The organism is Azospirillum tabaci (assembly GCF_014596085.1).
Lineage (GTDB): Bacteria > Pseudomonadota > Alphaproteobacteria > Azospirillales > Azospirillaceae > Azospirillum > Azospirillum tabaci.
This window is the reverse complement of the sequence record NZ_JACCJY010000006.1, coordinates 44727-65501: the sequence shown is the minus strand read 5'-3', so window position 1 is coordinate 65501 and position 20775 is coordinate 44727. Positions and strand designations below refer to the sequence as shown.

General features: G+C 68.5%; 17 protein-coding genes. 7 read left to right on the top strand and 10 right to left on the bottom strand.

The features are described 5' to 3' along the window. Nucleotides 1-289 precede the first annotated feature (289 nt). Entirely contained in the window at nucleotides 290-1246 is a 957-nt protein-coding gene (locus tag H0B54_RS09705; protein ID WP_188260123.1) for a LysR family transcriptional regulator, read from the bottom strand. A gap of 93 nt (nucleotides 1247-1339) precedes the next feature. Between H0B54_RS09705 and H0B54_RS09700 the strand changes: the two genes are divergently transcribed. Further along, the gene (locus tag H0B54_RS09700; RefSeq protein WP_188260122.1) at nucleotides 1340-2338 is read left to right on the top strand and encodes an SDR family oxidoreductase; all 999 of its coding nucleotides are present in this window, start codon (nucleotides 1340-1342) and stop codon (nucleotides 2336-2338) included. 121 nt (nucleotides 2339-2459) lie between these two features. Here H0B54_RS09700 and H0B54_RS09695 read toward each other — a convergent pair whose 3' ends face one another. From H0B54_RS09695 to ftsE, 6 genes are all read right to left on the bottom strand, one after another. Further along, entirely contained in the window at nucleotides 2460-4757 is a 2298-nt protein-coding gene (locus H0B54_RS09695; protein ID WP_188260121.1) for an adenosylcobalamin-dependent ribonucleoside-diphosphate reductase, read from the bottom strand. 126 nt (nucleotides 4758-4883) lie between these two features. Next, entirely contained in the window at nucleotides 4884-5867 is a 984-nt protein-coding gene (locus H0B54_RS09690; protein WP_188260120.1) for an alpha/beta hydrolase family protein, read from the bottom strand. Beyond that, on the bottom strand, nucleotides 5867-6649 hold the full coding sequence (locus H0B54_RS09685) for a lysophospholipid acyltransferase family protein (protein ID WP_188260119.1): 783 nt from the start codon (nucleotides 6647-6649) through the stop codon (nucleotides 5867-5869). The genes H0B54_RS09690 and H0B54_RS09685 overlap by 1 nt, the downstream gene beginning before the upstream one ends. Nucleotides 6650-6662: 13 nt before the next feature. Next, on the bottom strand, nucleotides 6663-7301 hold the full coding sequence (locus tag H0B54_RS09680) for a YdcF family protein (RefSeq protein ID WP_188260118.1): 639 nt from the start codon (nucleotides 7299-7301) through the stop codon (nucleotides 6663-6665). 35 nt (nucleotides 7302-7336) lie between these two features. After that, a complete protein-coding gene (locus H0B54_RS09675) occupies nucleotides 7337-8239 on the bottom strand; it encodes a cell division protein FtsX (RefSeq protein WP_188260117.1) in 903 nt (300 codons plus the stop codon). A 22-nt stretch (nucleotides 8240-8261) separates the two neighbouring features. Continuing rightward, complete coding sequence (gene ftsE, locus H0B54_RS09670; RefSeq protein ID WP_014198283.1) at nucleotides 8262-8942, bottom strand: cell division ATP-binding protein FtsE; 681 nt, start codon at nucleotides 8940-8942, stop codon at nucleotides 8262-8264. A 219-nt stretch (nucleotides 8943-9161) separates the two neighbouring features. Between ftsE and H0B54_RS09665 the strand changes: the two genes are divergently transcribed. Next, nucleotides 9162-9836 carry a zinc-ribbon domain-containing protein gene (locus H0B54_RS09665; RefSeq protein ID WP_188260116.1) on the top strand — a complete coding sequence of 225 codons (675 nt, stop codon included), beginning with the start codon at nucleotides 9162-9164 and terminating at the stop codon, nucleotides 9834-9836. A 28-nt stretch (nucleotides 9837-9864) separates the two neighbouring features. Here the strand turns inward: H0B54_RS09665 and H0B54_RS09660 are convergent, their stop codons facing one another. Beyond that, nucleotides 9865-10485 (bottom strand): TetR/AcrR family transcriptional regulator, encoded by a 621-nt coding sequence (locus tag H0B54_RS09660; RefSeq protein WP_188260115.1) that lies wholly within the window; start codon nucleotides 10483-10485, stop codon nucleotides 9865-9867. Nucleotides 10486-10776: 291 nt separating this feature from the next. On the opposite strand from H0B54_RS09660, the gene H0B54_RS09655 reads away from it, so the two are divergent. From H0B54_RS09655 to H0B54_RS09645, 3 genes are all read left to right on the top strand, one after another. Further along, nucleotides 10777-11883, top strand: a complete 1107-nt coding sequence (locus tag H0B54_RS09655) for an HlyD family secretion protein (protein WP_094303472.1) — start codon at nucleotides 10777-10779, stop codon at nucleotides 11881-11883. Nucleotides 11884-11948: 65 nt separating this feature from the next. Beyond that, nucleotides 11949-13637, top strand: a complete 1689-nt coding sequence (locus tag H0B54_RS09650) for a DHA2 family efflux MFS transporter permease subunit (RefSeq protein WP_188260114.1) — start codon at nucleotides 11949-11951, stop codon at nucleotides 13635-13637. A gap of 118 nt (nucleotides 13638-13755) precedes the next feature. Next, complete coding sequence (locus H0B54_RS09645; RefSeq protein WP_188260113.1) at nucleotides 13756-14274, top strand: hypothetical protein; 519 nt, start codon at nucleotides 13756-13758, stop codon at nucleotides 14272-14274. A 6-nt stretch (nucleotides 14275-14280) separates the two neighbouring features. Here the strand turns inward: H0B54_RS09645 and H0B54_RS09640 are convergent, their stop codons facing one another. Both H0B54_RS09640 and H0B54_RS09635 read right to left on the bottom strand, forming a co-directional pair. After that, nucleotides 14281-14664 (bottom strand): hypothetical protein, encoded by a 384-nt coding sequence (locus tag H0B54_RS09640; RefSeq protein WP_014198290.1) that lies wholly within the window; start codon nucleotides 14662-14664, stop codon nucleotides 14281-14283. Nucleotides 14665-14771: 107 nt separating this feature from the next. Then, nucleotides 14772-17288 (bottom strand): sensor domain-containing protein, encoded by a 2517-nt coding sequence (locus H0B54_RS09635; protein ID WP_188260112.1) that lies wholly within the window; start codon nucleotides 17286-17288, stop codon nucleotides 14772-14774. A 204-nt stretch (nucleotides 17289-17492) separates the two neighbouring features. Here H0B54_RS09635 and recO point away from each other — a divergent pair, with 204 nt between their 5' ends. Then, on the top strand, nucleotides 17493-18215 hold the full coding sequence (recO, locus tag H0B54_RS09630) for a DNA repair protein RecO (protein WP_188260111.1): 723 nt from the start codon (nucleotides 17493-17495) through the stop codon (nucleotides 18213-18215). Nucleotides 18216-18233: 18 nt separating this feature from the next. Beyond that, nucleotides 18234-20492 (top strand): DNA topoisomerase IV subunit A, encoded by a 2259-nt coding sequence (gene parC, locus H0B54_RS09625; RefSeq protein ID WP_188260110.1) that lies wholly within the window; start codon nucleotides 18234-18236, stop codon nucleotides 20490-20492. Nucleotides 20493-20775: the final 283 nt, after the last annotated feature.

Below are 20775 nucleotides of genomic sequence, written 5' to 3'. Positions count from 1 at the left end.
CGGCAACGCCCCCTGCCTTCGGCCGGCCACATTGCCTCCAAGGCTACGAGGCGGGCTGCGTCATCATCTCGCGTGCTGGGGCTGTGGGGTAGAGGGGCTCGCCCCGTCCCGGTCGGCATCCCGACAGCGCTGCAACGGAGCACGCCGCGGCGACAGCCGGAGGTCTTCGGGCCAGCAGCTTCACCCAGCCATTTGCCGTATGGTCAAAGGGGAGCAGCCGGCCAACTTGGTCGCCGTTTTGGAAAAGGCGCCACAATCCCGTTTAGACTGGCGTAAGGCGACACCCTCCCTAACACTCCGGCCCGTCCGGTGGCATCTCGGGCCGGGCCCCGGGTTCGCCATGCGCGCTGGATGCTCCTGCTTTCGAGTGGGCTGCCAATCCATCAACGAGCGCGTCGAACACGGCGCGGCACCGGGGGCTCGACCGAAGATCCTCGTGCATCACAACCCAGGTCGGAAGGTTCAGCTCAAACGTGTCGGCGAGCACCCGGACGAGGTCGGGATCGCGTGCAGCGACCGGGACTTGGCAGACGCCAATGCCAAAGCCGGCCCGGAGCATGGCAAGCTGGGCAAGGTCGCTGTCGGCCCGCAGCGCGAAGGCGGATCGGTCCACGCCGCGGACCCGCTTGAGCATCGTCCGGATCGCTGGTGTCTCTTTGTCGAAGCCGATCACGTCGTGTTGGAGCAAATCGCCCAGCGTGGCGGGCATGCCCCGCCGGTCCACGTATCGACGATGCGCGTGCAGTCCAAGCGCGATCATTCCCACATGCTTGGCGACCAGAGCCTCCTGGGCGGGCTCGACCATTCGCACGGCGATGTCGGCATCACGACGGAGCAGGTCCTCAACCGTGTTCGAGAGCACGAGTTCAATCGTTAGGTGAGGATGTCGTTCCCGCAATGCCGTGAAGATCGGGGGCAGGACTTCTATCCCGACGACCTCGCTGGCACTGATCCGCACCGTTCCGCTGACCCCGGCGCCATGCCCCGAAGCGACCCGGAGCATCGCGGCCGCGGTGGAAGCGATCGTCTCGGCGTAGGACTCAAGCTCCAACGCCGCCTCGGTCGGAGTCAGTCCCCGTTGCGACCGGACGAAGAACTTCAGTTTTACGGCGTCTTCGAGAGCCTCGATGTGACGCGACACCGTCGGCTGGGTGAGGCCAAGCGACCGCGCGGCCGCCGACAGCGATCCCTCCCGCAGGACGGCGAGGAAGGTCCGGTATAAATCCCAAGCGGGCTCCTGGTTCATGCATTTCAGTATAGCGACCGTACGATTTTCCACAATTCCGTTGAGAGGTCCCACGGAGCAACCTGCCGCAACACGCAGCGGCAGGAGTTCGAAATGACACATCGTGTAGCCTTGGTCCTCGGCGCGACGGGGGGCATCGGTGGGCACGTCGCCCGGCGTCTGCGCAACAATGGATGGACCGTCCGCGCGCTTGCCCGCGACCCCGGCAAGGCCGGCGTGCAGAGCGGCCTGGAGTGGATCCGCGGCGATGCCCTGTCGGCCTCAGCCGTGGCGCACGCGGCGCAGGGAGCCTCGCTCATCGTGCACGCGGTAAACCCCCCAGCCTACCGGAACTGGGGCAAGCTGGTGCTTCCGATGCTGGCCAATACAATTGCCGCGGCACGCGCGAACGGCGCCCGCATCCTCCTTCCGGGCACGGTCTACAACTATGGGCCCGACGCGTTCCCGCTGCTGGACGAGTCCTCTCCCCAGACCCCGCTCACCCGCAAGGGCGCCATTCGCGTCGAGATGGAACGGCGCCTCCGGATGGCCTCGGACAAAGGGGACGTTCGAGTTCTGATCGTGCGCGCCGGCGATTTCTTCGGCCCAGGAGCGGGAAACAACTGGTTCTCGCAAGGGCTCGTGAAGCCCGGACGCCCACTCCGCTCCATCACTTATCCCGGCAAAGCGGGCGTCGGGCATCAGTGGGCCTACCTTCCCGACGTTGCGGAGACAATGGCGCGTTTGGCCGAACGAGAGGCGCAGGATGCATTCGCCACCTTCCACATGGGAGGGCATTGGGACGAAGACGGAACACGGGTCATGGAAGCGATCCGGCGCGTGGTCGGCGAGCCTGAACTCCCCGTCCGTCGGTTTCCATGGCTCCTGATGACCGCGGCCTCCCCATTCGTCCCGCTGTTTCGGGAATTGGTCGAGATGCGTTACCTCTGGGAGACTCCCGTCAGGTTGAACAATGCCCGGCTGACGGCTGAACTCGGGGCTGAGCCCCACACCCCGCTCGACGAGGCGGTGCGCGCCACTCTGGTCGGACTCGGGTGCTTTCCTGGGTGCCAACGACCCGCGGCAACCTGTCCTACCGTATTGAACGAGTAGGGCAGGCCCGCCCCTGCCACGTCTGAGGCCGATTCGCACCGACCGTTGCCAGTCTGTAGCCTACGGGTTTCGGCGAATGCGCAAACCGACAGACAGTGCCCGTGGTGTCACCGATCCGTCCTCAGGGGCCGCACTTGGAATAGCCGCAGTTCAGGCAGGTGTCGCAGCCTTCCTGCCGGATCAGACCGGGCTGGCCACATTTCGGGCATTGCTGGAGGTTGGCCGTCTCCGTCCCGGCGGATGGCGGTGCGGCGAGGGTCCCGCCGCTCGGCAGCATCTCGGCCATCCCATCGTCCGGCAGCATGCCGATGGCCTTCAGATGCCGCTCGATCACGTCCCCGATGGCCGCCAGCAGGGACGGGACGTAGCGGCCCTGCATCCAGGCGCCGCCGCGGGGGTCGAAGACCGCCTTCAACTCCTCCACGACGAAGCCGACCTCGCCGCCGCGGCGAAACACCGCTGAGATCATGCGCGTCAAAGCCACGGTCCAGGCGTAATGCTCCATGTTCTTGGAGTTGATGAAAACCTCGAAGGGCCGGCGCCGTCCGTTCTCCACGATGTCGTTGATCGTGATGTACATGGCGTGGTCGCTGTCCGGCCAGCGCACCTTGTAGGTCTCGCCCGGCAGGGTCTCCGGACGGTCGGGCGGCTTGGTCGCCATGGCGCCCGGGGCCGCGCCCCGGGTCGGGGAAGAGGGTTGGTTTGGGGCCGAAGCCGCGCCCTCCTTCTTCACCGACAGGACGGAGCCGGTGACCGCGTTCGGGCGGTAGGTGGTGCAGCCCTTGCAGCCCAGCTCATAGGCCTGCCAATAGACGTCCTTGAAGGAGTCGAAGGGCAGATCCTCCGGACAGTTGATGGTTTTGGAAATGGAGCTGTCCACATGGCGCTGGGCTGCCGCCTGCATCACCACATGCTCCGCCGGGGTCAGGGACTGCGCGTCCACGAAGTAGTCGGGCAGGGGCTGCTCGGCCCCGAACCGCGCGCGGAACAGGCGATGGGCGTGGTCGCTCACCTCCTCCGTCCGGCGGGTGCCGTCGGGCATCAGGACGGCGCGCTCGTAGCTGTAGGAGAAGACCGGCTCGATCCCCGACGACACGTTGTCGGCGAACAGCGAGATCGTGCCGGTCGGCGCGATGGAGGTCAGAAGCGCGTTGCGGATGCCATGCTCCGCGATCAGGCCACGCACGTCCTCGTCCAGCCCGCGCACCATCGGGGCGTCCAGATAGGAGTCGCGGTCGTAGAGCGGGAAGGCTCCTTTCTCGGCGGCCAGCCGGGCGGAGGCGCGGTAGGCCTCGTTGCGGATCGTCTTCAACCAGGATTCGGTCAGCGCCACCGCCGCTTCGCCGCCGTAGCGCGTGCGGCAGAGGATCAGCGCGTCGGCCAGCCCGGTGACGCCCAGCCCAATGCGCCGCTTGGCGTGGGCCTCCTGCGCCTGCGGCTCCAGCGGGAAGCGGGAGGCGTCCACCACATTGTCCATCATCCGCACCGCGAGCGCCGTCAGCTCTTTCAGCCGGGCGATGTCGAGCCGGGCGGTCTCCTCGAACGGGTCGATCACCAGGGCGGCGAGGTTGATCGAGCCGAGCAGGCAGGCCCCGTAAGGGGGCAGCGGCTGCTCGCCGCAGGGATTGGTGGCGGAAATGGATTCGCAATAGCTCAGGTTGTTCTGCCCGTTCACCCGGTCGATGAAGATGACGCCCGGCTCCGCATAGGCGTAGGTGGCCTGCATGATGCGGTCCCACAGGCCGCGGGCCCGCACCTCGCGGTGGACCTGCCCGTCGAAGACCAGCGGCCAGGGCCGGTCCTCCCGAACGGCGTCCATGAAGGCGTCGGTGACCAGGACCGACAGGTTGAACATGCGCAGCCGGCCGGGCTCGCGCTTGGCGTCGATGAAATCCTCGATGTCGGGATGGTCGCAGCGCAGGGTCGCCATCATCGCGCCGCGCCGGGCGCCCGCCGACATGATGGTGCGGCACATGCTGTCCCACACGTCCATGAAGGACAGCGGGCCGGACGCGTCGGCGCCGACCCCCTTCACGAGGGCTCCCTTGGGCCGCAGGGTGGAGAAGTCGTAGCCGATGCCGCCGCCCTGCTGCATGGTCAGCGCCGCTTCGCGCAGGTGGGCGAAGATGGCGCCGAGGTCGTCCTCGATCCGTCCCATGACGAAGCAGTTGAACAGCGTCACCGTCCGCCCGGTGCCGGCCCCGGCCAGGATGCGCCCGGCGGGCAGGAACTCGAAGCGGGACAGCGCCCGTTCGAAGCGCGGCGCCCAAACCGGCGGATCGGCCTCGGGGGCGGCGAGCGCCGTGGCGACGCGGCGCCAGGTGTCGGCGATGGTCTGGTCGATGGGGTCGCCCGCGGCGGACTTGAAACGGTACTTCATGTCCCAGATCCGCTGGGATATGGCGGCGATGCCCGGCATGCGTGCTCCCTTCGCGCGGCCGGTCCATAGCGCCGGTCCACCGACAACAGTGTCCGAAGAGTAGGGGCCGCCCTTACGGGGGTCAACCGTTGGGGCAGCCTGGCCGTTCCTCTTGCGTTCCGGCCGTCAGTTGCTGATGCGGTCCCGCTGGTCCGGCATGGCCTTGAGCGTCGCCAGGATTCGCCCGGTGTCGGCGCCGGAGCCACACAAGCCGAGAGCGGTTTCGCCGAAGTCCACGAGGCTGTGGTGGCGCGGGGCGGGCGCGCGCTCCAGCGGCACCAGCCACGCCGCGTGCCCACGGGTTGCCAGGGCGTCGAAATAGTGGCGCTGGGTGTGGAACGGGATGTTGGTCTCGCGCGGGTCGCCGATGACGAAGACGCGGCGTCCGGGATCAGGCGGGATGCGGTCGAGCGATTCGGCGGGGTCGAACCAGCCCTGCGGGCGCGCCAGCACCGTCCGGAGGCCCCGCGCCTCCAGATAGGCCCGGTAGGCCGGCGCGCCGGAGGAGATGACCGCGCAGCGCAGGTCATGGCGGCGGGCCAGGAACTCGGCGGTCAGCGTGCCGCCGGCGCTGTGCCCGCCCAGCGCCCACGCTCTCACGCCGTAGCGGGCTTTCAGGACATCGAGCAGCGCGTTCATCAGGGCCGCCTCGCGCGGCGTGTGGCGCGTCGTCCAGAAACGGCCGGAACTGCCATAGGCGCCGGGACGGGCGAGGAACAGGAAGGGAATGCCGAATCGCTCCGACAAGGCCCGTTCCTGGTCGATCATGGCGGCGACGCCCAGCCCTTCCTGGTGGCCGACGGAGGTCGGCTTGGTCCCCATGATGTCGCCGTGCATCCAGGCCGCGGCGATGGGGTTGGGGCCGGGGGCGGGGCGCAGGCCCGCCGCGTAGTAGCGCAGGCACTCCCCGCGCCCCTCCACCTCGACCCAGGCGGCGGTTTCCTGCGCCTCCAGCGCGGCGCAGGCTTGGCGGGTGATGGCGATGCCTTCGGTCACCGCGGCGTTGGAGAAGCGTTCCGCGCTCGGCTGCGACTGGGCTTGCGCGTCCGTCGCCATCGGCATCGGCAGGGCAAGGCCCGCGAGGATGGCGAAGGCCGCGCCCCGGCGCATCAGGACGCGGTTTCCGTTACTGCGGCGGTAACCGCTTCCGCCGCCTTGGGCCGCACGGTCGCCGGGCCGCCCGCGGCGACGACCAGCCGGTCGGTGGCGGCCTCCAGCCGCTCCTCCAACTCCTGCATGGCTTTGGCGCGGCCCAAGCCGGGCGGGATGGGGGGCAGGAATTCCACGATCACGGTGCCGGGCCGCTTGATGAAGCTGTTGCGCGCCCAGTAGAGGCCGGCGTTCAGCGCCATTGGCACGATGGGGATGTCGAGGTTGTCGTAGAGCACGCCGACACCGACCCGGTAGGGGCGGTAGGCGCCGACGGCGACCCGCGTGCCCTGCGGGAAGATCACGATGGGCCGCCCTTCGTCCCGCACCGGACGGGCGTTCCGGACCATCGAGGCGACGGCCCGGCCCTTGGCGCCGCGGTCCACGGCGATCATCCGGGCCTTGGCGGCGTACCAGCCCCAGATGGGAATCCACAGAAGCTCCCGCTTCAGGATGATCGCCGGGTCGTTGACGAGGAAGTGCAGCTTCATCGTCTCCCAGGCCGACTGGTGCTTGGCGGCCAGAAGGAAGGACCCGCTCTGGGGAACATGCTCCCGCCCGCGCACCTCGTAGCGGATGCCGGCGAGCGTGCGTTCCAGCCACGCCACGGTTCCGAAATACCACGTGACGACGCGGATCATGCTCCGCCGCGGCAGCAGCAGCATCCACAGAAGGCCGACGCAGACGACCGCCGTCCACACATAGAAGGCGACGTTGAAGGCAAGCGAGCGCAGGAAGATCATGGCCGGGAACTTGTCAGGATTCGATCAGCTTCTCAAGCGTGTAGCGAAGCCGCGTCACAATGTACTTGTTGTATTCGGTCATCAGCAGATTCGCCGTGCCCGGCCACAGCCACCAGTCGTTGAGATGCACGTTGGGAGAGGCGACGGGGTGGGGCACCACCTCGACCTCCGGGATCACCATGCGGAACTCCAGGAGGCTGCGCATCATGTGGTAATTGGCGGTGACCAGCCGCATCGAGCTGTAGCCCTGCGCGCGCAGCCAGTCCGCCGTCTCGTAGGCGTTGCCGATCGTGCTGTCCGCCGAATAGCCGAGCGTGATGCAGCATTCCATCTCGCCGGGGAACTGGCGGGAGCGCTTCAGCAACTCCTGCACCTCCAGCCCCTCGTAGACGCCGGAGACGAACAGCCGGTGCGCCCGCCCATCGGCCAGCAGCTCCAGCCCGGTGCTCAGCCGCCCGCTGCCGCCGGTCAGCACGACGATGGCGTCGGTGTTGCGGGTGGCCTCGGCGCTGCCGGGGTGCGGCGGGGTGCGGGGGATCGACGCGGCGAACCAGAACAGCCCGCCGAGCCACGCCAGCCCGCCCAGCATCGCCAGCAGCACCAGCCGACGGAAAGCCCGCAGGACCCGGGCGCGCCGCGAGGGAAGCGCCATCCCTCAGCCTCCGGACGGACGGATCGGGCGGGCGGTCACGGCATCGACTCCAGCGTGCGCAGCACCGTCCAGCGCGCGGTCAGCGCGGCCAGCAGGCAGGCGGCCAGCGGCACGGCGGCCAGCGCGGCGACGGCCCACCAGGGCGAGGTGGTGAGGTCCGGCAGCAGGCTGGCGTGAAGCCCGGCGGCGGCGTGGCCGATCCCGCCCAGCGTGCCGGCGGCCAGCAGCAGCCCGGTCATGCCGCCGCGCAGGGTCAGGCCGATGACGTGCGATTCGAACTGCCGCGCCACATAGCGGTCGGTGGCCCCCATCAGGTGCAGCAGCTCCACCACATGGCGGTGGATGGCGAGGCCGGAGCGCACGGCGAAGATCACCGCCATCACGCCCGCCCCGCCGATCAGCGCCACGATGCCCAGCGCCGCCAGATGCATCGCCCCGGCGAAGCGGCGCAGGTCGGCCAGCCACACCGCGTGGTCGTCCAGCGTGGCGCCGGGGGCGGCGGAGGTCAGGCGCGCGGACAGCGCCGCGGTGTCCACCGGCCCATTGGTCATCACGTCGATCAGCCGCGGCATCGGCAGCAGCGGATCGGCGGCCTCCTTGCCCAGCCACGGCTCCAGAAGACGGCCGACGTCGCCGCTGGACAGGACGCTGGCGGTCGCGATGCCGGGGGTGGAGCGCAGGACGGTCAGCGCGGCCTCCGTCCGCTCCTCCAGCGGGGCGGCGTGGGCGCTGTCGGGCAGCGGCATGATCTGCACCGTCAGCCCGCCGGCCAGACCGCTGTCCCAGCGCCGGGTCATGTCGGAGACGAGCAGGGCCCCGGCCAGCGCCAGCGCCGCCAGATAGACCATCAGCGCGGTCAGCCACATGAGGAAGCGCGAGGTCGGGTCCTTCGCCAGCGGCAGGTCGGAGTTTCGGCGGGTCAGCGGCGGCAGGGCCATGGCGTGTCTCCTTCCCTCCGCGTCACGCCCAGCGCGAGGCGTGCGCCGGCAGGACGTGCAGGCGCCCGTTCTCCAGCATCAGGCGCGGGTGCTCGAAGCGGCGGATCAGCGCCTCGTTGTGGGAGGCGATGACCACGGTGGTGCCCAGCTTGTGAAGCTCCTCGAACAGATAGAGAAGGCGCATGCCGATGCCGTCGTCGACATTGCCGGTCGGCTCGTCCGCCAGCAGCAGGCGCGGGCGGTTGATGACCGCGCGGGCGATGGCGACGCGCTGTTGCTGCCCGCCCGACAGGGTGGAGGGCAGGGAGTTCAGATGGTTGCCCAGCCCCACCCAGCGCAGGATCTCCGTGCAGTGCTCCACCACGTCCGATTCGCGGGCGCCGCCCATGCGCAGCGGCAGCGCCACGTTGTCGAGCGCCGAGAGATGGTCGAGCAGGGCGAAGTCCTGGAACACCACGCCGATCTGGCGGCGCAGCGCCGGCAGGTCGGTGCGCTTGACCCGCGCCATGTCCTTGCCGAACAGGGTGACGAGCCCGCGCGACGGGCGGAGCGCCAGATACATCAGCTTGAGCAGCGACGACTTGCCGGCCCCGCTCGCCCCCGTCATGAAGTGGAACGAGCCGGGCGGCAGGGTGAAGCTGATGTCGCGCAGCACCTCCGGTCCGGTGCCATAGCGCAGTCCCACATTCTCGAAACGGATCACGGTCCCACCAAAGGCGCAACGGAAGGCCCCGGCGGCGTCCCGCCGGGTGCGCGGATGGACAATGCACCGGCAGGGGCCGGCACGTCCACCACCGTCCACCTTGCAGCGCCCATCATCCGGTTTGGGACGGCCACGCGCGGCGCCCGTGCGTTCCTTGCTTCACACCTCATGACTACCTATAAGGACAGTCTGCAATTTCGGTGACAACGATCGGCATCTATGATCATCACCTGCCCGGCCTGCGACACACGGTACACTCTTGCCGATTCGGCGGTCGGTCCGCAGGGCCGGAAGGTGCGTTGCGCCCAATGCGGGCACATGTGGTGGCAGTCGCCGCAGGACGACCCCGTCTTCCATCCCGACGCGGTGACCGAGTTCCATCCGGTCCCGCCGCTATCATCCAAGGCACCATCCTCCAAGAAGACGACCTCCGCCAAATCCCCGGCGGAACCCGGCGCGCGGCGCCGGGCGCTGGTCGGCTGGGGGACCTTCGTGGCGGTGCTGCTGGCCATCGGTGCCGCCGGCTACTTCGGCCGCGCCACCGTGGTGCGGCTGTGGCCTCCAGCCGCCTTGTTCTACGAGACGGTCGGCCTGCCGGTGGAACCGCCGGGCACCGGCCTCCAGCTTCAGAACGTCCGTTCGGAGCAGAAGACCGAGGAGGGCAAGGCGGCCCTGCTGGTCGAGGGGCAGATCGTCAACGTCTCCGAGACGCTGCGCATGGTGCCGGCGCTGCGGGTCACCGCGCTGGGCGCCGACCGTCAGCCGTTGAGGAACTGGACCGTCGAGCCGGTGCCGCCGCAGATCCTTCCCGGTGAGATCGCCACCTTCCGCGACGTCCAGGCGGACACCGCCGGGGTGCTGGAGGTCATGATCACCTTCGACGGCGGGCGCTGACCGCAGTCCAGTTATGGCGGCAGTCCTGTTATGGCGCGTAGCCCCGGATGATCAGGGAGACCGCGCCGTCGACGATCCGGGTCAACTGCTCCTCCGTCGGGCGCTCCGACAGGCACAGCATGAAGCGCAGGTGCGTGTGCGACTTGACGAGTCCGACGAACTGCTCCGCCGCCAGTTGCGGGTCGGGGATGCGCAGCAGGCCGCGGCGGTCGAGATCGGCCATGAAGGCGGTGATATGCTCCATGGTGCGGGCCGGCCCGGCCTCGTAGAAGGCGCTCGCCAGCTCGGGGAAGCGGTGCGCCTCGCCGACCACCACGCGGTAGCCGGCCAGCGCCTGCGGCGACAGGATCAGCGTGACGAAATGGCGAGCGATCAGGCGCAGCCCATCGGCCACGTCGAGCGCGCGCGCCTCCTCGCAGACGGCGGCCATCGCCTGCCCCTTGCATTCGCGGGCGACCATGACGCGGAACAGCTCGTCCTTGCTGCCGAAATGGGCGTAGAGCGTCGCCTTGGACACGTTGGCCGTCTTGGCGATGGCGTCCATGCTGACGGCGCCGTAGCCATGGTCCAGGAACAGCTTTCCGGCGGCCTCCAGGATCTGCGCGGGCTTCGATCCTGCCTCCGGGGTGGGGGCGACCAGCGTGCTCATGCGTTCCTCGTGTGCTGCAACCGGGTGTCCTGCCACCTGTCCTGCGTCCTGTTCTACCACGGTGCCGGCGGTGCTTGCGGGACTTCGTGCGCCGAGTCCCCGCTGCCGTAGCGCGTTCCGCATTCAACCACAATCCCAAACGTTAAAACTAGACCGTTCAGTTCACTCTTGACAACAGGTAGGCCCGCGATCATCTTTCCGCAAGACTAAACTGAACGGTTCAGTTTCGGCGGGGCGGCGGCAAGCCGGCCCCCGCCAAACAAAGAACCGAAACGGGTGGGTTGGATCACGATGGTCAAAGCCGTGCGGAAGATCGTTCTGTCGGGTGTGGCGGTGGCGGCGCTGGTCGGTGGCGGCTATGCCGGCTGGGAGTGGTGGACCGAGGGTCGCTTCTTCGAGTCGACCGACAACGCCTATGTCCACAGCGACATCACGGTGGTGAGCCCCAAGGTCTCCGCCTATGTGCGGGACGTCCGGGTGGCGGAGAACCAGCAGGTCGCCGCGGGCGACGTCCTGGCGGTGCTGGACGACCAGGACTTCCGCGCCAAGGTCGCGGAGGCGGAGGCCAACGTCGCCGCGCAGAAGGCGGCGCTCGGCACCATCGACAGCAAGCTCCAGCTCCAGAAGGCGATCATCGATCAGGCCGCCGCCTCGGTCGCCAGCGCCGAGGCCGAGCAGCGCCGCGCCCAGCAGGATTTCGACCGGACCCGCGCTCTGGCCAGCGACAGCTGGGCGAGCCGCCAGAAGTTCGAGACGGCGGACGCCGACCTGCGCAAGGCGACGGCGGAGACCGCCCGCAGCCGCGCCGCGCTGGTTGCGGAGCAGGATCAGGTCGGCGTGCTGAACGCCAGCCGCAGCGAGACCGACGCCCGGCTGCGTCAGGCGGAGGCCGCCCTGCAGACCGCGCGCAACGATCTGAACAACACGGTCATCCGCGCCCCGGTGGACGGGGTGGTCGGCAACCGCGGCGTCCAGGTCGGCCAATACGCGCGTCCGGGTGTGCAGCTTCTCTCGCTGGTGCCGCTGCCCGACGTCTATGTGGTCGCCAACTTCAAGGAGACGCAGCTCGCCCGCATGCGCCCCGGCCAGCCGGTGACGGTGGAGGTGGACGCCTATCCGGACAAGCATCTGTTGGGTCGGGTGGAGAGCTTCGCTCCGGCGTCCGGCTCGCAGTTCAGCCTGCTGCCGCCGGAGAACGCGACCGGCAACTTCACCAAGATCGTCCAGCGCGTGCCCGTGCGCATCGCCCTGCCGCGCGACAGCGCGCTGTCCGGCCTGCTGCGCCCCGGCCTGTCGGTGGTCGCCGAGGTGGACACCCGCGGCGCCGAGGATCAGCCGCACAACGCGGGCACCGTCATGGGCGCTCTGGTCCCCGGCCGGACGGTCGCGTCGAAGTAACCGCGCCTTAGCGTGAGCCAACAACCGCTTTCGTCCCAATCTCTTTCGTCCTGGAGAGGGCGACCATGACCGCCATCACCAGCGACGACACGCCCACCGCCCGCAACGCCACCCCCCCGGCGGACGCGGGCGGCGAGACCGCCGCGTCCCGGCTCCAAACTCCCCCGCCCCCCGCGGGCCGGGGCGCGGCGGCTCCTTCCTCCCTTCCCGCGGCGGGACCGCGCCCGGTGACCACACGCGACTGGCTGGGCTTCCTGTCCATGGTCGTCGGCATGTTCATGGCGATCCTGGACATCCAGATCGTCTCCAGCTCCCTGTCGGAGATCCAGGCGGGCCTTGCGGCCAGCGCCGACGAGATCTCGTGGGTGCAGACCTCCTACCTCATCGCCGAGGTGGTGATGATCCCGCTGTCCGGCATGCTGGCGCGGATCCTCTCCACCCGCGTGCTGTTCACCATCGCCGCCGCCGGCTTCACCCTGACCAGCGTCGCCTGCGCCTTCACCTCCAGCATCGAATCGATGATCGTGTGGCGGGCGCTTCAGGGCTTCATCGGCGGCGCGATGATCCCGACCGTCTTCGCCACCAGCTTCTCTCTGTTCCCGCCGGAAAGGCGGGCGGGCGTGTCGGTGATGATCGGTCTGGTCGCCACCATGGCGCCGACGCTGGGCCCGACTCTCGGCGGCTGGCTGACGCAGAGCTTCTCCTGGCACTGGCTGTTCCTCGCCAATGTGCTGCCGGGCATCGCCGTGACCTCGCTGGTCTGGACGCTGGTCGACGTGGACAAGCCCAACCCGGCGCTGCGCAAGGGCTTCGACTTCATCGGTCTGGGGCTGATGGCGGCCTTCCTCGGGAGCCTGGAGTTCGTGGTGGAGGAAGGCCCGCGCCAGGACTGGTTCGAGGACGAGTATGTGGCGGTCTTCGCCGTCGTCGCCGCGGTGTCCGCCATCGGCTTCTTCTGGCGGGTCCTGACCTACCGCAACCCGATCGTCGAGCTGCGCGCCTTCCTGGACCGCAACTTCGCCATCGGCTCGCTCTACAGCTTCATCATCGGCATCGGGCTCTACGGTGCGGTCTATCTGCAGCCGCTGTTCCTGGCGCGGGTGCGCGGGCTGAACAGCCTCCAGATCGGCACGATCATGTTCGTGACCGGCGCCTTCCAGTTCCTGTCCGCTCCCATCGCCGGCGCGCTGTCGAAGAAGCTGGACCTGCGGGTGATGCTGGCGATGGGGCTGTGCCTGTTCGGGACGGGCGTCTGGCTGAACGCCCACCTGACCAACCAGTCCGGCTTCTGGGAGCTGTTCCTGCCGCAGGCGGTGCGCGGCCTGTCGCTGATGCTGTGCTTCATCCCGGTGAACACCATCGCGCTCGGCACCCTGCCGCCGGAGCAGTTGAAGAACGCGTCGGGCCTCTACAACCTGATGCGCAACCTGGGCGGCGCCATCGGTCTGGCGGCGATCAACACCGTGCTGCTGGAGCGGGCTTCCCTGCACATGAACCGGCTGGGCGACAACCTGAACCTCGCCCGCCCGCTGGTGCAGGAGACGCTGGACGGGCTGGCGACCAAGTTCGACGGGCTGGTCGCCGACCCGCAGGCCGCCGCCATGAAGACGCTGGCGCGCATGGTCGAACGGGAGGCCATGGTGCTGACCTTCAACGACTGCCTGCTGCTGATGGCCGGTGTGTTCTTCGGCGGGCTTCTGCTGATGCCGCTGGTGCGGCGTCCGGGCGGCAAGCCGGCGGCGGCGGATCACTGATCGCGGTTTGACCGTCCCGGGCGTGGCCGTCCCGTTGAGCCGGTGAAGCGTCCCGGTGACCGGCGCCCGTCTTCGTGCTATAGGGCAGGCCGTCGCGTCGAAGGGTCTCTCCGCCGTCATGAGCAAGCGCCAATACACCCGCGCCGAGGTCAAGGAACTGCTGTCCGCGCTGGAGCGCCAGTGCCGGGAGGCGTCGAAGCTCGCCCAGCTGGCCGAGCATGAGGCGAGCAAGCACAGTTTCGGCGCCTACCGCGAATTCCGCGACAAGGTGGGCGAGTTCCAGGCGCTGGTCATCCTGATCGAGCAGCGGCTGCGCAACCTCGTGGACACCCGCTCCGACGACCTGCGCGACCAGTTCGAGCGGCTGGACACGGTGATGCTGGCCCTTCTGGTGCGGGCCAGCATGCGCTTCTTCTTCGTGCTGTCGGCCAACCCGATCCTGCCGATGGGCGCCCGCGAGATCTTTGTGGCGGAGCTGCGCAGCCTGCACGACGCCCACGAGAAGCTGAAGCGCCCCAACTACGCCGGCAAGCTGGGCCAGGACCTGGAGCGCGATCTGGAGACCGCCTCCCTGATCCTCGAGGAGATCATCGACAAGGCGCCGAGCCTGCTCAACTTCCGCGGCGGCGGGGCGTAACCGGCCTCAGCGCTGGATCAGGGCGCTTTCCTTGCCGGACAGCACGAACACCTTGGCATAGCTCTTGAGAAGCGCGTCGATCAGGGCGTTGACCTTCGGGCTGGACATGGCCCGCGGCTTGGCCGGATCGACGTGGAGGACGCAGCTGTCCTTCACGTCGTTGAAGGCGGCCAGGGCGTGGATGCGGTCGGGCCGGAACTCGTCGGGGAAATTCTCGTCCATCAGCCAGAAGCACTGAAAATTCCGGCAGGACTGCGGGCGCTCCTCATAGACGGTGCAGCCCTTGCCCTGGTCGCAGGACACGCACCACTTGGCCGAAGGCTTCTTCAGTTCGGGCACGCCCATCAGCTTGCAGCACAGCGTGCATTCTCCGCAGTTGCGGTCGGCCATAACGCAGAATCCTGATCTGTCCCGGTGAAAGAGCGCGGACACTCGCACAAAGGGCGGTGCCGGGGAAAGTATCCGTTGGATGGGGCCGGATTGGGAGAGGAGACGCCTTACGCCAAGCTGGGGACGACCAGCGGTTCCTCCGCCTCCCGGACCAGCAGCGCCTCGATGGCGTCGGCGGGGGCCGGGCGGGCGTACAGGTAGCCCTGCGCGTACTTGCACATGATGTCGCGCAGGAACTCCGACTCCATCTCGGTCTCCACGCCTTCGGCCACCGCCTCCATGCCCAGGATGGCGGCCAGCGTGGCGATCACCTGCACGATGGCGGCGTTGCCCTCGCCGGACGAGATGGCTTGGACGAAGCTGCGGTCGATCTTCAGCGTGTCCGCCGGGAACTTGTGCAGGTAGGACAGCGACGAATAGCCGGTGCCGAAATCGTCGATCGACAGGCGCACGTCCATGTCGCGGATGCCCTGCATCAGCACCCGGCACTTGGCGGGGTCCTTCATCAGCAGGCTTTCCGTGATCTCCAGCTTCAGGCTGGAGGGCGGGACCCCGCTTTCCTGCAGCACCTCGCTGACCAGCCCGATCAGGTCGTCGTCGCTGAACTGGCGCGAGGAGACGTTCACGCTCATGAACAGCGGGGTGGGGCGGGGGAAGCGGGCCTGCCATTGGGCGAGCTGGCGCGCCGCCTCGCGCAGCGCCCAGCGGCCCATCGGGACGATCAGGCCCGACTCCTCGGCCAGCGGGATGAACTCGCCCGGCGGGACCAGCCCGCGCTCGGGATGCTTCCAGCGCATCAGCGCCTCGAAGCCGGCGATGTGCCCGGAGGACAGGGCGACGATCGGCTGGTAGTAGAGGACGAGCTGATCCTGCTCCAGCGCCATGCGCAGGTCGGTCTCCGTGCGCATCTGGGCCATCGCCTGACGGCGCAGGTTGCTGTCGAACACGTCGATGCGCGCCCGCCCGCCCGACTTGGCGCGGTACATGGCGAGGCTGGCGTCGCGCAGCATCTCCTCCGCCCGGTCGTAGCCGGAGACGCTGAGGGCGATGCCGATGGAGGCGGACAGCACCAGCTCGTGGCCGTCCAGCGCCAGCGGCCGCGCGACGGCCTCACCCATGCGCTCCGCCGCGGACAGGGCGTCGCCCACGTCGTCGACGCCGTCCAGCAGCACGGCGAACTCGTCCGCCGACAGGCGGGCCAGCGTGTCGCCCATGCGGCGGGTCTCGTCCAGCCGCTCCGCAATGGTTTTCAGCAGCCGGTCGCCGACGCTGGACCCCAGCGCGTCGTTGATCGACTTGAAACGGTCGAGATCAATGAAGATGACGGCGAAGGCCTTGCCGCCGGCCCGCCGGTTGCGGTCCAGCGCCTGCCCGATGCGGTCCAGCAGCAGGGTGCGGTTGGGCAGCCCGGTCATGCCGTCGTGGAAGGCGTCGAACAGCAGCTGCTGTTCCGCCCGCTTCTGGGCGGTGATGTCGGTCATCGAACCGGCGATCCGCACCGACCGGCCCGCCCCGTCGCGAACGGCGAGGCCGCGGACCAGCATCCACAGCTCGTCCCCGTCGGAGGCACGGATGCGGAAGACGTGCTGGAGATGTTCGCGCTCGCCCGTCAGATGGAGGTCGATGGCGGTGCGCAGCCCGGCCAGATCGTCGGGATGCACGCGGTCGAACCACTCGCCGATGCGGTTGGACAGGCTGTCCACGGCAAAGCCGAGCATGGCCGCCCAGCGCGGGGAGTAGTAGACCTCGTCCGTGTCCAGCCGCCAGTCCCACAGCCCGTCGTTGGCTCCGGCGGCGGCGAGCGCGTAGCGTTCCTCGCTCTGCAGCAGGCGTTGCTCGGCGCTCTTGCGGTCGGTGACGTCGGCCTGACTGCCGACCAGCCGCACCGGGCGGCCCTGCGTGTCCAGCACCGCGATGCCGCGGCAGGCCATCCAGCGGATACCGCCGTCGGCGTGGTGCACGCGGTACTCGATCTGGAAAACGGTGTTCTCGCCGCCCAGGGCGTCGAGCGCTTCGCGCAAGGAACGGCGGTCGTCGGGATGGACGCGTCCCATCCATTCGTCCGGGCTGTTGCCGATGCTGCCTTCCTCAAGCCCGAGGAGCGACAGCCAGCGCGGCGAATAGTAGGCGGTTCCAGCGTCGAGATCCCAATCCCACAAACCATCATTGCTGGCCGCGGCGGCGAGCGCGTAGCGCTCCTCGCTCTTGCGGAGCTGGGCTTCGGCGTGCTTGCGGTCGGTGATGTCGGCAACCGACCCGATGAGGCGGACCGGATCGCCCGACTCGTCGGGCACCGCCATGCCGCGGCAGACCAGCCAGCGCCAGCCGGAGTCGCCATTGTCCGGCGATGAGCCGGCTCCGGCACGGCGGACGCGGTGTTCGATCTGGAAAGGAAGCGAGACGCCGACCATCTGGCCTTCGAAGGAGGCGTAGAGCCAGTCGATGTCGTCGGGGTGAACGCGGTCGAGCCAATCTTCCGGGCGATTGAACTCGCCCGGCGGCAGCCCGAGAAACTCCTTGAAGCGGGGGGACAGGAACATCGTATCGTTGCGAAGGTCCCAGTCCCACACGCCCTCGGAGCCGGCTTTCTCGGCCAGCAGATATCGCTCGATCGTGCTGCTCAATGCCCCCTCACCGCCGCGGCGCGCCCGCATTCTGTCACTCGCAACATAGTGCCCGAATGGTGAATGAGAAATGAAGCCCCGTTGCAAAGGATTTGCGCCATGCTGGTGGTAAGGACGACCGAACCCGCGTCGCGGGTGCCCGCAGGGGCGTCCGGGCGCCATCGGCGAGTCGGATGCAGGCCGTCAATGTGAGGAAGCGGAAGCATGGAATGGTCCGATCAGGGCGTCGTGCTGTCGGCGCGGCCGCATGGCGAGACCTCGGCGGTCGTCACCCTGCTGACGCGGGACCATGGGCGGCACGCCGGCATGGTCATGGGCGGGCGGTCCAGCCGCACGCGGGCGGCTCTGGAACCCGGCACGCTGGTGTCGGCGCGCTGGCGCGGGCGGCTGCCGGAGCATCTGGGCAACCTGACGCTGGAGGTGGTGCAGGGCTACTCCGCCGCCTTTCTCGATGATCCGTTGCGACTCGCGGCCTTGACCGCCGCCTGCGCGCTGGCCGAGGCGGCCCTGCCGGAGCACCAGCCGCACCCGGCGCTGTTCGACGGGTTGCTGGCGCTGTTCGGCCTGCTGGGCGGCGACGCCTGGGCCGAGTCCTACGTGCGGTGGGAGGTCGGGCTGCTCGCCGAGCTTGGCTTCGGGCTGGATCTCGACCGTTGCGCGGTGACGGGGGCGAACGACTACCTCGCCTATGTCAGCCCGCGCACCGGTCGCGCGGTGTCGGCCTCGGCCGGGGAGCCCTACCGCGACCGGCTGTTGCCGCTGCCCGGATTCCTGATCGGGCTGGGCGGGGGCGGGCCGCAGGCGGTGGGGGAGGGGCTGCGCCTGACCGGACATTTCCTGGAGCGCCATCTGCTCAACGGGCCGCTGCCGCCCGCGCGGCTGCGATTAAGAGAACGTTACGAGAACACGGTGGCGCATGGCCGCTAGATTTGGTATCCACTCGCCATGACGTCCCAAGACCCCGTCCTCGACATCCAGGAGAAGCCGCTCCGCGACGCGCTGAGCGAGCGGTATCTGAGCTACGCGCTGTCCACCATCATGGCGCGGTCGCTGCCCGACGTGCGCGATGGGCTGAAGCCGGTGCACCGGCGTCTGCTCTACGCCATGAGCCAGCTCCGGCTCGACCCCTCGACGCCGCCGAAGAAGTCGGCCCGCGTGGTCGGCGACGTGATCGGCAAGTTCCACCCGCACGGCGACACCTCCGTCTACGACGCGCTGGTCCGTCTGGCGCAGGACTTCGCGGTGCGCTACCCGCTGGTGGACGGGCAGGGGAACTTCGGCAACATCGACGGCGACAACGCCGCGGCCATGCGTTACACCGAAGCGCGCCTGACCGACGTTGCCAAGGCCCTGCTGGAAGGCATCGACGAGGACGCGGTCGATTTCCGCCCGACCTACGACGGCGATGGGGAGGAGCCGGCGGTCCTGCCGGCCAACTTCCCCAACCTGCTGGCCAACGGCTCCAGCGGAATCGCGGTCGGCATGGCGACCAACATCCCGCCGCACAACGCCGCCCAGCTCTGCTCCGCCCTGCGGCTGGTGCTGAAGCACAAGCAGGACTGCGTGAAGGCCCTGCTGGCCGGGAAAGATAAGCCGGCCCCGACGAAGATCGAGGATCTGGTCACCCTGATCTCCGGCCCCGACTTCCCGACCGGCGGCGTGTTGGTCGAGCCGCGCGCCAACGTCGTCGAGGCCTACCGCACCGGCCGCGGCTCCTTCCGCCTGCGCGCCAAGTGGGAGGTGGAGAAGCTGGGGCAGGGCACCTGGCAGGTCGTCGTCACCGAGATGCCCTATCAGGTGCAGAAGGCCCGGCTGGTCGAGAAGATCGCGGAGCTTCTGACCAACCGCAAGCTGCTGCTTCTGGAGGACGTGCGCGACGAATCGGCGGAGGACGTGCGCCTCGTCCTGGTGCCGAAGAGCCGCAACGTCGATCCCGAGGTCCTGATGGCCTCGCTGTTCCAGACGACCGATCTGGAAATCCGCTTCGCCATGAACATGAACGTGCTGGACAAGGACAACGTCCCGCGCGTCATGAACCTGTTCGAGGTGCTGGACGCCTTCCTCGACCACCGGATGGAGGTGCTGGAGCGGCGGTCCCGCCACCGGCTGGCCAAGATCGACCACCGGCTGGAGGTTCTCGGCGGCTATCTGATCGCCTATCTGAACCTGGACGAGGTGATCCGCATCATCCGCGAGGAGGACGAACCCAAGCGGGAGCTGATGCGCGCCTTCTCCCTGACCGAGGTGCAGGCCGAGGCCATCCTCAACATGCGGCTGCGCAACCTGCGCAAGCTGGAGGAGATGGAGATCCAGCGCGAGAACGACTCGCTGACCGCCGAGAAGGCCGGCCTGACCGAGTTGCTGTCCGACGAGTCCCTGCGCTGGAAGACCATCGGCAAGGAGACGGAGGAGACGCGCAAGCGCTTCGGCGAGGACCGCCGGACCCAGGTCGCCGAGGCCACGGCCGTCATCGACATCCCCGTCGACGCCATGGTGGAGCGCGAGCCGCTGACCGTGCTGTGCTCGCAGAAGGGCTGGATCCGCGCGGTGCGCGGCCATCTGACCGACGCCGAGCGCATCGACGTGAAGTACAAGGAAGGCGACAAGGAAGGCTTCTGGGTCCATTGCGAGACCACCGACAAGCTCCTCGTCTTCGGCACCAACGGCAAATTCTACACGCTGTCCGCCGACAAGCTGCCGCGCGGGCGTGGCTTCGGCGAGCCGGTGCGGCTGATGATCGACCTCGGCAACGAGGCGGACATCATCACCCTGTTCAAGCACCAGCCCGACCGCCGTCTGCTGGTCGCGTCGGAGGACGGGCGCGGCTTCCAGGTGGAAGAGAACGAGGTCGTCGCCCAGACCCGCTCCGGCAAGCAGATCCTCAACCCCGACGACAACAAGGACGCCAAGATCTGCATCCCGGCGGAAGGCGATCATGTCGCCGTCATCGGCAACAACCGCCTGCTGCTGGTCTTCCCGCTGGAGCAGGTGCCGGTGATGGCCCGCGGCAAGGGTGTGCAGCTTCAGAAGTACAAGGACGGCAGCCTGTCCGACCTGAAGGTCTTCACCATCGCCGAGGGCCTGAGCTGGAAGCACGGCGAGCGGCAGTTCAACGTCACCAACCTGACCGGCTGGCTGGCCAACCGCGCAGGCGTGGGCAAGATGCCGCCCAACGGCTTCCCCAAGGTCAACCGCTTCACATGATTTGACGGTCTGCGTGATCCGTATTACCTAACGTTGCACGCAAACGGGGGGCTTTCGGCCCCCCGTTTCACTTTTGGCGGAATTTCCGACGGAAAGTTCCCGAATTGGTAGGGGCAAGCCATGCTTTGGCTTGAACTCTGACCCGCGATTCCGGCATAGTCATTGTATCAAAAGGAACTCGGTGCCGTCGGCCGAAGCGGTGCCCCGAACGCGGGCATCAGGGTCGGAGGAACGCCGGGCGATAGGGGAGGCACGCGCATGGTCACCACAGATCCGTGTGAAG

Coding starts and splice junctions, on each gene's coding strand:
- H0B54_RS09665 (WP_188260116.1), top strand. CDS start 9,162: ATGATCATCACCTGCCCGGCCTGCGACACACGGTACACTCTTGCCGAT.
- H0B54_RS09655 (WP_094303472.1), top strand. CDS start 10,777: ATGGTCAAAGCCGTGCGGAAGATCGTTCTGTCGGGTGTGGCGGTGGCG.
- H0B54_RS09680 (WP_188260118.1), bottom strand. CDS start 7,301: ATGGCGCTTCCCTCGCGGCGCGCCCGGGTCCTGCGGGCTTTCCGTCGG.
- H0B54_RS09700 (WP_188260122.1), top strand. CDS start 1,340: ATGACACATCGTGTAGCCTTGGTCCTCGGCGCGACGGGGGGCATCGGT.
- parC (WP_188260110.1), top strand. CDS start 18,234: ATGACGTCCCAAGACCCCGTCCTCGACATCCAGGAGAAGCCGCTCCGC.
- H0B54_RS09675 (WP_188260117.1), bottom strand. CDS start 8,239: ATGGCCCTGCCGCCGCTGACCCGCCGAAACTCCGACCTGCCGCTGGCG.
- H0B54_RS09705 (WP_188260123.1), bottom strand. CDS start 1,246: ATGAACCAGGAGCCCGCTTGGGATTTATACCGGACCTTCCTCGCCGTC.
- H0B54_RS09690 (WP_188260120.1), bottom strand. CDS start 5,867: ATGCGCCGGGGCGCGGCCTTCGCCATCCTCGCGGGCCTTGCCCTGCCG.
- H0B54_RS09695 (WP_188260121.1), bottom strand. CDS start 4,757: ATGCCGGGCATCGCCGCCATATCCCAGCGGATCTGGGACATGAAGTAC.
- H0B54_RS09645 (WP_188260113.1), top strand. CDS start 13,756: ATGAGCAAGCGCCAATACACCCGCGCCGAGGTCAAGGAACTGCTGTCC.
- recO (WP_188260111.1), top strand. CDS start 17,493: ATGGAATGGTCCGATCAGGGCGTCGTGCTGTCGGCGCGGCCGCATGGC.
- H0B54_RS09650 (WP_188260114.1), top strand. CDS start 11,949: ATGACCGCCATCACCAGCGACGACACGCCCACCGCCCGCAACGCCACC.
- H0B54_RS09685 (WP_188260119.1), bottom strand. CDS start 6,649: ATGATCTTCCTGCGCTCGCTTGCCTTCAACGTCGCCTTCTATGTGTGG.
- H0B54_RS09660 (WP_188260115.1), bottom strand. CDS start 10,485: ATGAGCACGCTGGTCGCCCCCACCCCGGAGGCAGGATCGAAGCCCGCG.
- H0B54_RS09640 (WP_014198290.1), bottom strand. CDS start 14,664: ATGGCCGACCGCAACTGCGGAGAATGCACGCTGTGCTGCAAGCTGATG.